This window comes from Oceanisphaera avium (genome assembly GCF_002157875.1).
Lineage (GTDB): Bacteria > Pseudomonadota > Gammaproteobacteria > Enterobacterales > Aeromonadaceae > Oceanimonas > Oceanimonas avium.
Genome location: NZ_CP021376.1, coordinates 1,876,887 through 1,890,000, shown reverse-complemented (window position 1 = coordinate 1,890,000; position 13,114 = coordinate 1,876,887). Strand labels below are relative to the sequence as shown.

The following is a 13,114-nucleotide window of genomic DNA, read 5'->3' as shown; positions in this document are numbered from 1 at the left end:
GTTGCAAAATTAGGGGATGACTTGTGGTTGGGGGTGAAAGGCCAATCAAACCGGGAGATAGCTGGTTCTCCCCGAAATCTATTTAGGTAGAGCCTCGGACGAATACTTGCGGGGGTAGAGCACTGTTTAGGCTAGGGGGTCATCCCGACTTACCAACCCTATGCAAACTCCGAATACCGCAAAGTACTATCCGGGAGACACACGGTGGGTGCTAACGTCCATCGTGAAGAGGGAAACAACCCAGACCGCCGGCTAAGGTCCCAAAGTCATAGTTAAGTGGGAAACGAAGTGGGAAGGCTCAGACAGCCAGGATGTTGGCTTAGAAGCAGCCATCATTTAAAGAAAGCGTAATAGCTCACTGGTCGAGTCGGCCTGCGCGGAAGATGTAACGGGGCTAAACTATGCACCGAAGCCGCGGATGCACTCTTTTAGAGTGCGTGGTAGGGGAGCGTTCTGTAAGTCTGCGAAGGTGTGTTGTGAAGCATGCTGGAGATATCAGAAGTGCGAATGCTGACATGAGTAACGATAATGGGGGTGAAAAACCTCCACGCCAAAAGACCAAGGGTTCCTGTCCAACGTTAATCGGGGCAGGGTGAGTCGACCCCTAAGGCGAGGCCGAAAGGCGTAGTCGATGGGAAACGGGTTAATATTCCCGTACTGACGTGCATTGCGATGGGGGGACGGAGAAGGCTAAATGGGCCAGGCGTTGGTTGTCCTGGTGAAAGGGTGTAGGCAGGGTGTTTAGGTAAATCCGGACGCTCAATGCTGAGACCTGAGACGAAATCGCTACGGCGGTGAAGTCATTGATGCCCCGCTTCCAGGAAAAGCCTCTAAGCTTCAGATGCACGTGAATCGTACCCCAAACCGACACAGGTGGTCGGGTAGAGAATACTAAGGCGCTTGAGAGAACTCGGGTGAAGGAACTAGGCAAAATAGTACCGTAACTTCGGGAGAAGGTACGCTGAAACAGGTGAAATCCCTTGCGGATGGAGCTTGGGTCAGCCGCAGTGACCAGGTGGCTGGAACTGTTTATCAAAAACACAGCACTGTGCAAACTCGCAAGAGGACGTATACGGTGTGACACCTGCCCGGTGCTGGAAGGTTAAATGATGGGGTTAGCCTTCGGGTGAAGCTCTTGATTGAAGCCCCAGTAAACGGCGGCCGTAACTATAACGGTCCTAAGGTAGCGAAATTCCTTGTCGGGTAAGTTCCGACCTGCACGAATGGTGTAATCATGGCCACGCTGTCTCCACCCGAGACTCAGTGAAATTGAATTTGCGGTGAAGATGCCGTATACCCGCGGCTAGACGGAAAGACCCCGTGAACCTTTACTATAGCTTGGCACTGAACATTGGCCCTACATGTGTAGGATAGGTGGGAGGCTGTGAAGCGGTGACGCCAGTCGCCGTGGAGCCATCCTTGAAATACCACCCTTGTATGTCTGATGTTCTAACGTAGGCCCCTTATCGGGGTTGCGGACAGTGCCTGGTGGGTAGTTTGACTGGGGCGGTCTCCTCCTAAAGAGTAACGGAGGAGCACGAAGGTTGGCTAAGTACGGTCGGACATCGTACGGTTAGTGCAATGGCATAAGCCAGCTTAACTGCGAGACGGACAGGTCGAGCAGATACGAAAGTAGGTCATAGTGATCCGGTGGTTCTGTATGGAAGGGCCATCGCTCAACGGATAAAAGGTACTCCGGGGATAACAGGCTGATACCGCCCAAGAGTTCATATCGACGGCGGTGTTTGGCACCTCGATGTCGGCTCATCACATCCTGGGGCTGAAGTCGGTCCCAAGGGTATGGCTGTTCGCCATTTAAAGTGGTACGCGAGCTGGGTTCAGAACGTCGTGAGACAGTTCGGTCCCTATCTGCCGTGGGCGTTGGATGATTGAGAGGAGCTGCTCCTAGTACGAGAGGACCGGAGTGGACGAACCCCTGGTGTTCGGGTTGTATCGCCAGATGCATTGCCCGGTAGCTACGTTCGGAATCGATAACCGCTGAAAGCATCTAAGCGGGAAGCGAGCCTCAAGATGAGTCATCCCAAGGGCTTTACGCCCTCTAAAGGGCCGTTTGAGACTAAGACGTTGATAGGTTGGGTGTGTAAGCGCTGCGAGGCGTTGAGCTAACCAATACTAATGACCCGTGCGGCTTAACCATACAACACCCAAGAAGTGTGAGACCTTGCGCGCAAGAGCAACAAACAAATTATTCAGATTACCGTACTCAACAGTACGATAACCAAACATCAGGCAGAAAAATTGCTCCATGCATTTTCTGTACTTCCGCCATCCCTGGCGGTCGCTTTCCAGATACCATTTATGCCTGGCGGCCATAGCGCTGTGGAACCACCTGAACCCATGCCGAACTCAGTAGTGAAACGCAGCCGCGCCGATGATAGTGTGGCAGCTGCCATGTGAAAGTAGGTCACTGCCAGGCGCCAAATTCAAAAAGCCCTTCGCTGATGTGAAGGGCTTTTTTTATGCTTTCGAGACACTCATTTCACCTGGCAAGGTGGATAAAGTGGAGCGTAGCGACGGCTCTACTGTGAAAGTAGGGCGTAGCACGCCCGGAAAAAGCATCGCTTTTTTAGTGCTGCGCGACCCTCGCTCTGCGAGGGCATGGGCCACGCTAGGCGCCAAATTTAAAAAGCCCGACTCGAAAGAGTCGGGCTTTTTTTCGTTTGAAGATCCTTGCTAGCAGGAACGATGGACTTTTTATTTTATTTTCGCAATTGGTGAGTAAGAGCGCATTCTTAAGCTCTTGATGTTAGCTTAATCTTGCCGAGTATCTTTAAACGTCATAGCGTTAAGTAACTGAGGAGTGCGACGTCTCGCCACCTAATGGTGGCCAATAAGGCTTGAGGCCAAGGGAGTAAATCTATGGATGATAATACTCGTAAGCGCTTTATTCTGGATACCAATGTGCTCTTACATGAGCCGCTATCTATTTACTCTTTTGATGAACACACCGTCTTGATCCCTATGACGGTACTGGAAGAGCTAGATCGTATTAAAGACCGACAAAAAGATGTCAGTCGAGATGCCAGAGTAGCCATTAGAACGCTAGAGAGTCTTTTTCACGATGCCACGCCTGAAGAAATTATCGCCGGTGTTGCACTTAATCCTAATAATGAAAGTGAGAGTGGGCGAATTGCTATCGTTACTGATAAGCACCTACCTGAAGGCTATGCCACCTTTACAGATGATGAAGCCGACAATCGTATTATCAATACCGCCTTATACCTGCAACATCACTGCCCCGATAGTAAAACAGTTTTAGTTACCAAAGATATTAACATGCGCTTAAAAGCAAAAGGCGCTGGCTTGCAGCAAGTCGAGGATTATCGCTCTGATCAGTTAGTGGATGATATTCGGCTATTAGCTAAAGGGTTTTACCATCAAGAAAATAGCTTTTGGGAGCGAGTAGGTGAGTGTGACAGTGAAACGCAAGGCCGAGAGGTGATCCATACGGTAGCTGATGAGCTGTTACCCGGCGCTCATATTAACCAATATTTAATAGATGATACCGATGACTTTGCCGGACGGGTGTTAGAAAAGCTACCTAATAAAATCCGTTTTGTTGATTTAGGTCGTGAGCGCATGCTTGGACGTAAGGCTTGGGGTATTCAACCTAAAAATATTTATCAAGCCATGGCACTCGATGCCTTATTAGATCCCGCGATTGACTTAGTTATTTTAACCGGGCCTGCGGGCAGTGGTAAAACACTACTGGCCATGGCTGCGGCATTAGAGATGACCATTGAAAGAGGTGTTTACGATAAAGTCATCGTCACTCGAAATACGCCAGAAATAGCAGAAAGTATCGGTTTTTTACCGGGTACCGAAGAAGAAAAAATGGCCCCTTGGTTAGCCGCCATCACGGATACCTTAGAAGTATTACATAAACAAGACGAATGCATGGACAGCTCATTAAAATATATTATGGATAAAGCCAATGTGCAGTTTAAGTCAGTTAACTTTATGCGAGGGCGCAGTATTCAAAACACCTTTGTGTTGTTGGATGAATGTCAAAATTTAACAGCATCACAATTAAAAACGATTATTACCCGTTGTGGGGAAGGGACTAAAATAGTGTGCTCGGGGAACTTAGCGCAAATTGACTCTAATTATCTAACGCCGGTCACTTCTGGTTTAACTTATATAGTAGAGCGATTTAAAGACTTTGAAGGCAGTGCTAATGTCTATTTAAATGGAGTGATGCGCAGTCGCCTAGCAGCCTTTGCCGAGGAAAATCTTTAGGACTTACTTTAGTTAGCCATTAATGTTGACCTAAATATGCGCTAAGCGCATCACTCTGGGGAGCAGTGAGCAGCTCTTTGGTCCCTTGTTCTATTACTTGGCCTTGGTCGATAAAGACCAAGGCATCGGCTACTCTAGCCGCTTCTTCGGGATGATGGGTAACAAGTAAGCAGGTCAGTTGTAAGTCATCGGTTTGGCGACGCAGTAGGGTTAATAGTTCAAAGCGTAGTGCCGGATCGAGTGCGGAAAAAGGCTCATCGAGGAGCAGGATAGGACGACGGCGGGCTAAGCTTCGAGCTAACCCCACTCTTTGTTGTTGCCCACCAGATAGCGTGTTAGGCATGCGCTTTAGCAGTGGCGTTAAGCCGACTTGCTGGGCGACCTGAGCAATGAGGTCTCGTTGCTGAACGCTGAGTTTAAGCGAAGGCGAAAGCCCAATAGCAATATTTTGATAAACGCTTAAGTGCCAAAATAAATTATGTTCTTGAAAAAGCGTGGTAATAGGGCGCTGCGCCGGAGATAAGTGTTTAATACTTGAACCATTAAACAAAACATCCCCCGCATCTATATGAGCGAAGCCGCCTATTAAGGCCAATAGAGTAGACTTGCCAGCACCGCTTGGGCCAATGAGCGCCGTAATTTCGCCAGGTTTTGCGATAACATTAAAATTCAGCGTGAGCTCAGGATAGGTTGTTGACACATTACACAGCTCTAACATCTTTCCCTCCTAATACGCCCTCAATTAAGCTAAATAATCCCACACTTAAGCTCAGTAAAATCAGCGCTGTAGCACTGGCTTCTGTCATTTGATAGTTACCTAGCTGTTGATAAAGCAACCAAGGCAGTGTTTGTAATGACTGACTACCAAAGAGCGCAATAGCGCTTAAGTCGCCCAGAGATAGCATCATCGCTAAGGCAAAAGTTAATGCGAGCGGTTTTCTTAATAACGGCCATTCAATTAGCTTAAGGCGTAGCCAACCTGTAATACCTAGACTTTCGCTTAATTGATAATAATTAAGGCTCACGCTTTCCATGGGCGGCTGTAAGGTGCGAAGACCATAAGGGAGTGCCATGAGTGCATTAACGAGTAACACTAAGAGTGGGCCAAGAGAAAAAACATCGCTAATATCACGTAATAATATAAATAAGCCTGTTGAGAGCACCACCGCCGGTAATACTAAAATTGCTGAACCACTGGCTTCCATTAAGTTTGCTATAAAACGTCGGTTTAATTGCAGCCTTAGATGACGACTGGTGAATAATAAACTGGTAGTGAATAACAATGCCAAAAGCGCAGCACCGGTGGCGATAGCTAAAGAAGTGAAGGTCGCACGCCATAAGACACTAGAGCTAAAAGCCGTAAGTAATTTGGCATTTAATCCACTACTAATAATAGCGAGTAAAGGGGGTAAAAATAACGCTAAACATATTATCAGAATAACGCTATCCCATAATTTTAAGGCTAAAATATCTCGGTCTGGGCGCAATACAGTGGTGAGTGGAGCCGAGTTTGCACTATTAACTGGCGTAAAGTGATATTGTAAAACCAAAAAGGTACTGCAAAATAGGAGCTGTAATAAAGCCAGCATACCGGCATAAGGCAAGTCAAAATCAAAACGAATAGCTTGATAAATTGCCACCTCTAAGGTGGTCGACTTAGGTCCACCGCCCAAGGCCATAACGGTGGCAAAGCTTGTGAAGCACAGCATAAAAATCATGCTAGCTAAGGCGGGTAACGCAAGACGAAGAGCGTGCCATTCTAGTTGAACAAAAACATGCCATGGATTAAATCCTAACTGCTGAGCAATTCGCCATTGGCTAGGGGGAATAGACTCAATAGCCAGCAGTAATACCCGAGCTGCCAGTGGCATATTAAAAAACACATGGGCTAATAAGATGCCACTTAAGCCATAAAGATAGCTCAACGGCTCAAATCCCAATGCCTCTAATATTTGATTGATCCAACCTTGACGGCCATGAACGGTGATTAGACCAAAGACCACTAAAATAACGGGCAACACTAGCGATAAACCAAATAGACGTAGCAATAGATGGCGACCGATAAAGCGACGTCGAGATAAGGCTTGAGCCAGAGGAATAGCTAATAGCACACTCAGTAACGTAGAAAGGAGGGCTTGATAAAAGCTAAACCATATAAGATGGCGTAAATAAGGATCACTGGCTAGCGGCGCTAATTCATGGTGCTGAGTCTGGATAAGTAGCGCCGTAATAGGGGCGAGTGTGAGCAGCACCATCCCCAATAAACTAATGCTACCCGGTAGCCACCATCCACCAATTTTCATTATTGAAGCACACTATTGCGCCATTCTTTTAGCCAATGGCTACGATGTAAGCGTATTTTCTCAGAATCTAAGCTCAAGCTAGGTGTAGGCGTGATCAAGGTAGTAAAACTATCGGGCAGCTCAGTATCAATGACGGGGAACATCCAATTACCTTGCGCAACATGCTGTTGAAAATCAGGGCTGAGCATAAAGGTCAAAAACTGGCGTGCTAGTGCGGGCTCTTTACTGGCTTTGAGCATGGCCGCTACCTCAACTTGAAGGTAATGTCCTTCACTAAAGTTGGCCGCTTGATATTGTGTTTGTTGTTCTATCTCAAGATGATAAGCCGGTGAGCTGGTATAAGATAACACCAGATCGGCTTCGCCTTTTAAAAACATCCCGTACGACTCACTCCAACCTTTGGTGACGGCAACCGTGCGCTTAGCCAGATTTTGCCACACCCTGGCTGCACGCTCGCCATAGAGCGTTTGTACCCATAGCATCAGGCCTTGGCCCACAGTGCTAGTACGAGGGTCTTGATAGAGTAGGGTTAATTCTGGGCGCTCAAGTAACTCGGCAAAACTATGAGGAGGCTGGCTAAGTTGCTCGGCATTATAAATAAATGCAAAGTAGCCGTAGTCATAAGGCAAAAAGGTATCATCGTGCCAGCCATTAGGGAGATTAAGTTTAGGGAGTTCAACTTGGTGCTGAGCTAATAGGCCAGTGTCTTTAGCCGTACTTAATAAACTATTATCTAGTCCTAAAATAATATCGGCTTTGCTACGTTTGCCTTCTAGGCGTAAGCGATTCAAGATAGCAACACCATCATCAAGCGCTACAAGCTGTAATTGGCAATGACATTGGGCTTCAAAGGTTTTTTTAATAGCGGGGCCAGGCCCCCAATCGGAAGCAAATGAACTATAGGTATAAATGGTTAATGTTTTCGATAGTGCAGGGGCGGTAATAAGTAATAGCACTAGCCCTAAAAATTTATACACTGAGTACTCCGAGTAAAAGATAGTAAGCTGCCTACCAAAAATACGTTACATAAAACGCGAGTAGATAATTTTATATTGTTCAACGTGTCTTGGTCATTGTATGGCTATTGTTTTAGCTAAACCAGTTTCCGAAGGAAACGTAATTTTAAACAGGTGAAGTATTATGTTAGCTAATGAAGAACAACGCGACTTTAACCGTATGCAAATTAACACCACTGCGCACTTAGCTAAGGGAGATCAGCAAATTGAGGGCGTGTGTCGCAATCTCAGCGCGCTAGGTGCATTAATGGAAGTACCCAGCGGCCAGTGCCAAGTAGGTGAGCAGTGGCAGTTAGTTATGCCGGGCGCGAATGCTCAAGTGCCGCCCTTAAAAGCGAATGCCGAGGTGATAAGAGTTGATAATCAAGGTAGTCAGGATCTGGTAGGACTCTCCTTAACTCAAGTTCGCTAATCTGATGAGCGCAGCTAAAGCAAGTGCTCCGTAAGCTTAGATATTTCAGTAGCCTGTGAGATAGGGCGGCGCTACAGCAGGTCAATAATAGCCTGTATAGTTTCGCTATTTTGAAACCAGCGCGTATTATCTTTTTCGAGACGCTCCTTGTCTCGGATCGCGGATTACGGCTTTAGTAAGAAGCATCAAACTAGGCTCATCAATGATCATCCACGGGCATTGTGATGATAGAGAAAACGCCAAGCAATAAGGCTCTGTTAACTGAAACACTTAAACGTCAGTTGTTGTAGCTAGAGCAATAAAAACGCCGACATTCGTCGGCGTTGTTGTATGGGCTAAAACATCTTATAGCCAGCTAGGTTGCTCGGCTTCAAAGCGGTCGATCTGCTCTTTATGCTGTAAGGTCAGTCCAATGCTATCTAAGCCATTTAATAAGCAATAGCGGCGAAATTCATCAATTTCAAATGAAAAGCTAAGCTCGCCCGCGCGCACTTGCTGTGCTTCTAAATCTACCGTCACTGGAGCATTAGGATTGGCTTGTACATAAGTAAACAGCGCATCCATTTCGGTATCCGTTAATTTTACCGGCACCATGCCATTGTTAATGGCATTACCATAAAAAATATCGGCAAAGCTTGGTGCGATCACGGCTTGCAAACCAAAGTCGGCTAAGGCCCAAGGTGCGTGTTCACGGCTCGAGCCACAACCAAAGTTTTCACGTGCTAACAAAATCACCGCTTTATCAAAGGGTGCTTGGTTAAGCACAAAATTGGGGTTGGGCTGCTCGCCGGCGTCATCTAAGAAGCGTGAGTCATGGAACAAATGCTTGCCAAAGCCCGAACGCGTCACTTTTTGCAAAAATTGCTTAGGAATAATTTGGTCGGTATCAACGTTCGCCTCATCTAACGGGGCGGCAATACCGGTTAATTGCTTAAATCCGCTCATCTTAACAACCCCTTATAAATCACGAATATCGACGAAGTGACCGAATACCGCAGCGGCAGCCGCCATGGCTGGGCTCACCAAGTGAGTGCGTCCGCCACGGCCTTGGCGGCCTTCAAAGTTACGGTTACTGGTGGCAGCACAACGTTCGCCGGGCAGTAAACGGTCGTTATTCATGGCTAAACACATAGAGCAACCGGGTAAGCGCCATTCAAAGCCGGCGTCTAAGAAAATCTTATCTAAGCCTTCTGCTTCGGCTTGAGCCTTTACCTGCTGAGAGCCCGGCACCACCAGTGCTTGTACGCCAGCGGCTACTTTACGACCTTTGGCAATCTCGGCTGCAGCACGTAAGTCTTCAATACGACTGTTAGTACAAGAGCCAATAAAGACTTTATCGATATTAACGTCAGTCAGCTTAGTACCGCCTTCTAAGGCCATGTATTTTAATGAGCGTTCTGCAGTGTGGCGCTCGATACCGTCCGTCATCTCTGCAGGTACAGGAATCGTGGCGTTAATGGCCATTACTTGCCCTGGATTAGTGCCCCAAGTGACTTGCGGTGCAATATCGGCACCGTCCAGTTCAACCACGGCATCAAACTTAGCATCGGCATCAGACTTCAAGGTCTGCCAATAAGCCACGCCTTTTTCCCACTCTTCCCCTTTAGGGGCAAATGGCTTGTCTTTTAAGTAGTCAAAGGTGGTTTGGTCAGGCGCAATTAAACCAGCTTTAGCACCCAGCTCAATAGCCATGTTACAAATGGTCATGCGCGCTTCCATAGACAGCGCTTCAATGACACTACCGCAAAATTCCACCACATAACCGGTACCCCCGGCGTGGGTTACTTTACCGATAATGGCTAATACCACGTCTTTGGCGCTAATGCCGGGCTTAAGCGCGCCATTTACTTGGATTTTCATGGTTTTGGCGCGGCCCTGCTTTAGGGTTTGGGTGGCCATTACATGTTCAACTTCTGAGGTGCCAATACCAAACGCTAAAGCACCAAAGGCTCCGTGGGTAGCGGTATGGGAGTCGCCGCACACGATAGTGGTACCGGGCAGAGTTAAACCTAACTCGGGGCCAATCACATGCACTATGCCTTGATACTTATGGTGTAAGTCATACAAGGGCACGCCAAACTCTTCACAGTTTTTAGCCAACGTTTCCATTTGGATGCGCGCCATTTCACCCGAAGCGGCAATGTCATTGGTCTCGGTAGAGACGTTATGATCCATGGTCGCCCACGTGCGATCGGGGCGGCGCAGCTTGCGGCCCTTTTCCCGTAAACCATCGAAGGCTTGCGGTGAGGTCACTTCGTGCACTAAATGGCGGTCAATATAAAGTAAGGGGGTTTCGCCGGCTTCATCGCGCACTAAATGCGCATCAAAGACTTTTTCATACAGCGTTTTAGACATTAGTTTGCTCTCCGAATGCGGTTGGTAATGTGCTCGCCCATTTGCGCCGTAGTTTGCACCGGGTGTTTAGCCTCACTACTGAACAAATCACCGCTAAAGAAACCCTCAGCTAAGGTTTCACTCACTGCGCGCTCGATAGCCTGTGCTGCTTCTTCTAGCTTAAAGCTATAACGCAGCATTAGGGCGGCGGATAGAATTTGTGCAATAGGGTTAGCTATGCCTTTGCCAGCAATATCGGGAGCAGAGCCACCGGCGGGCTCATATAAGCCAAAGCCCTGATCATTTAAGCTGACCGAAGGTAATAAGCCCATGGAGCCGGTGAGCATCGCCATTTCATCGGAGATAATGTCACCAAACAAGTTAGAGCACAGCATAACGTCAAACTGTGCGGGGTCTTTAATCAGCTGCATAGTCGCGTTATCGATGTAAATATGATTTAACGTCACATCTGGGTAGTCTTTAGCGACTTCAATCACCACTTCACGCCACAAGATAGAAGCTTGCAAGACGTTGGCTTTATCCACAGAAGTCACTATTTTGCGTCGCCCTTGGGCAGCTTCAAAAGCTAAGCGTGCAATACGCTCAATTTCAAAGCGGTGATACACTTCGGTATCAAAGGCTTTTTCTTGGGCGCCTTCGCCTTCGCGGCCTTTTGGTTGGCCAAAGTAAATACCGCCAGTGAGCTCACGCATACAGACGATATCAAAGCCACGGGCGCTGATGTCGGCACGCAATGGCGAGAAACCTTCTAAACCCTGGTAGATACGAGCGGGGCGCATATTACAAAACAGCTTAAAATGACCGCGCAACGGCAGCAGAGCACCGCGCTCTGGCTGATCATTTGGCGCTAAGTGCTCCCACTTAGGGCCGCCAACTGAGCCAAATAACACCGCATCGGCTTCTTCACAGCCTGCTAAGGTTGACGCCGGCAGGGGAGTGCCATGATTATCGATAGCAACGCCACCCACATCGTGGTGACTGTAGGTTAGGCTAAAGCCAAACTCACTTTGCACCTTGTCTAATACCTTGAGGGCTTCTGCCATCACTTCTGGGCCTATGCCGTCTCCTGGCAATACTGCGACCTTGTAATTTGCGCTCATGCTCACACTGTCTCCATGCGAATTTTCTTTTGAATAGCTTCTTTTTTTTCTGCGACCTGCTCGGCACGCCAAATGCTGTTAATAACATGCACTAAAGCTTGGGCTGATGATTCTACTATATCTGTCGCCAAGCCCATACCATGGAACATCCGCTCTTTATATTCGGCCACTATGTCCACTTGACCTAAGGCGTCTTTACCTTCGCCTTTGCTCTTTAATTCATATTTATCCACGCGGATATCGTAGCCAGTAACACGATTAATACATTGGTACACGGCATCGACGGGGCCATTACCTACCGCCGCTTCGTTAATCACTTCGCCACCAACTTCCATACGTACGCTGGCGGTCGCCATCACATTGCTACCAGATTGTACACTGACGTACTTTAATTTGAACTGCTCGGGTTCTTCGTGAATTTGGCTAAAGAAGACTAAGGCTTCGAGATCGTAATCAAAGACTTGGCCTTTACGATCGGCGAGTGCGAGGAAGCTTTCATACAAGGCATCGAGTTCATAGTCTTGCTCGCTATAGCCCATTTCGCTCATCCGATGCTTGATCACATGGCGGCCAGAGCGCGAGGTTAAGTTGAGCTCATTTTTTTGTAAGCCAATGCTTTCTGGAGTAATGATCTCGTAAGTGTTCTTGCTTTTTAACACCCCATCTTGGTGAATACCCGAAGAGTGAGAGAAGGCATTCGCGCCGACGATGGCTTTGTTGGGCTGCACGGGCATGTTGCATAAGTTACGCACCAACTGGCTGGTACGATAAATTTCTTGATGCTTAATGTTGGTGTGCACGCCCAGCAGCTCGCTGCGCGTTTTCAAGATCATGGCAATCTCTTCGAGCGAGCAGTTCCCTGCTCGCTCACCAATGCCATTAATCGTGCATTCAATTTGGCGAGCGCCATGTTGTATAGCGGCAATGGAGTTAGCGACCGACATGCCCAAGTCATCGTGACAGTGAACGGAAATCACCGCTTTATCGATATTAGGGACTCGATTAAATAAGGTCTGGATAATGCCGCCAAACTCACTGGGCACAGTGTAACCCACGGTATCAGGAATATTGACGGTGGTGGCCCCGGCTTTAATTACCGCTTCAACCATGCGGCATAAGTTATCGATAGGTGTACGGCCGGCATCTTCACAGGAAAACTCTACATCATCGGTGTAGCGTCGGGCGTGTTTTACGGCGTGCACGCCCATGGCTAAAACGTCATCAAAACCTTTGCGTAATTTACTTTGCACATGAATATCAGAAGTGGAGATAAAGGTATGAATGCGAAACTGATCTGCAACCTTTAAAGCTTCACCGGCGGCATCAATATCGGCTTCTAAAGCGCGAGATAAAGCACATACCCGACTGTCTTTAATATGGCGGGCTATGGTTTGCACCGACTCAAAGTCACCGGGCGAGGAAATAGGAAAGCCTACTTCCATAACATCGACCCCAAGGCGTTCTAGTGCATAAGCGATTTGTAGCTTTTCTTTTACTGTAAGGCTCGCGGAAAGCGCCTGTTCGCCGTCTCGCAAAGTGGTATCGAATATTATAACTTGGTTCGACATGTCGCTTTCCTCGTAATGTGTACAGAGAGTGTTCTATTTGCCGCCTGCGACAATAAAAAACCCGTGCGCTTGCACGGGTTTTTTATGGTTAGATGTGGAT

At 47.7% G+C, this 13,114-nt stretch carries 9 protein-coding genes and 2 rRNA genes (1 of these 11 running past the window's edge); 4 read left to right on the top strand and 7 right to left on the bottom strand.

Features of this window, described 5'->3' with window-relative positions; genetic code table 11:
• The 3 genes from CBP12_RS08720 to CBP12_RS08710 form a co-directional block, all read left to right on the top strand.
• Positions 1–2,158 (top strand): 23S ribosomal RNA (locus CBP12_RS08720); it begins 734 nt to the left of the window's first position.
• 164 nt (positions 2,159–2,322) lie between these two features.
• Positions 2,323–2,437: ribosomal RNA gene (rrf, locus tag CBP12_RS08715) — 5S ribosomal RNA — on the top strand.
• Positions 2,438–2,880: 443 nt separating this feature from the next.
• Entirely contained in the window at positions 2,881–4,260 is a 1,380-nt protein-coding gene (locus tag CBP12_RS08710) for a PhoH family protein (RefSeq protein WP_086964088.1), read from the top strand.
• A 19-nt stretch (positions 4,261–4,279) separates the two neighbouring features.
• Here CBP12_RS08710 and thiQ read toward each other — a convergent pair whose 3' ends face one another.
• Genes thiQ through thiB form a run of 3 tightly spaced genes read right to left on the bottom strand, consistent with a single transcriptional unit; the run spans position 4,280 to position 7,540 of the window.
• On the bottom strand, positions 4,280–4,978 hold the full coding sequence (gene thiQ, locus CBP12_RS08705) for a thiamine ABC transporter ATP-binding protein (RefSeq protein ID WP_086964087.1): 699 nt from the start codon (positions 4,976–4,978) through the stop codon (positions 4,280–4,282).
• Positions 4,962–6,563, bottom strand: coding sequence for a thiamine/thiamine pyrophosphate ABC transporter permease (gene thiP / locus CBP12_RS08700; RefSeq protein WP_086964086.1), 1,602 nt, complete (start codon positions 6,561–6,563; stop codon positions 4,962–4,964). The genes thiQ and thiP overlap by 17 nt, the downstream gene beginning before the upstream one ends.
• Positions 6,563–7,540, bottom strand: coding sequence for a thiamine ABC transporter substrate binding subunit (gene thiB / locus CBP12_RS08695; protein WP_086964085.1), 978 nt, complete (start codon positions 7,538–7,540; stop codon positions 6,563–6,565). The genes thiP and thiB overlap by 1 nt, the downstream gene beginning before the upstream one ends.
• A 163-nt stretch (positions 7,541–7,703) precedes the next feature.
• Here thiB and CBP12_RS08690 point away from each other — a divergent pair, with 163 nt between their 5' ends.
• Positions 7,704–7,991 (top strand): PilZ domain-containing protein, encoded by a 288-nt coding sequence (locus tag CBP12_RS08690; protein WP_232455045.1) that lies wholly within the window; start codon positions 7,704–7,706, stop codon positions 7,989–7,991.
• 345 nt (positions 7,992–8,336) lie between these two features.
• On the opposite strand, the gene leuD is transcribed toward CBP12_RS08690, so the two are convergent.
• The 4 genes from leuD to leuA are packed head-to-tail and all read right to left on the bottom strand — an operon-like array spanning position 8,337 to position 13,014.
• Positions 8,337–8,936: a 3-isopropylmalate dehydratase small subunit gene (leuD, locus tag CBP12_RS08685; RefSeq protein WP_086964083.1), complete on the bottom strand. Its 600-nt coding sequence runs from the start codon at positions 8,934–8,936 to the stop codon at positions 8,337–8,339.
• A 12-nt stretch (positions 8,937–8,948) separates the two neighbouring features.
• Positions 8,949–10,346: a 3-isopropylmalate dehydratase large subunit gene (gene leuC / locus CBP12_RS08680; protein ID WP_086964082.1), complete on the bottom strand. Its 1,398-nt coding sequence runs from the start codon at positions 10,344–10,346 to the stop codon at positions 8,949–8,951.
• Positions 10,346–11,446 (bottom strand): 3-isopropylmalate dehydrogenase, encoded by a 1,101-nt coding sequence (leuB, locus tag CBP12_RS08675; RefSeq protein WP_086964081.1) that lies wholly within the window; start codon positions 11,444–11,446, stop codon positions 10,346–10,348. The genes leuC and leuB overlap by 1 nt, the downstream gene beginning before the upstream one ends.
• A 2-nt stretch (positions 11,447–11,448) precedes the next feature.
• Positions 11,449–13,014 (bottom strand): 2-isopropylmalate synthase, encoded by a 1,566-nt coding sequence (gene leuA, locus CBP12_RS08670; protein ID WP_086964080.1) that lies wholly within the window; start codon positions 13,012–13,014, stop codon positions 11,449–11,451.
• Positions 13,015–13,114: the final 100 nt, after the last annotated feature.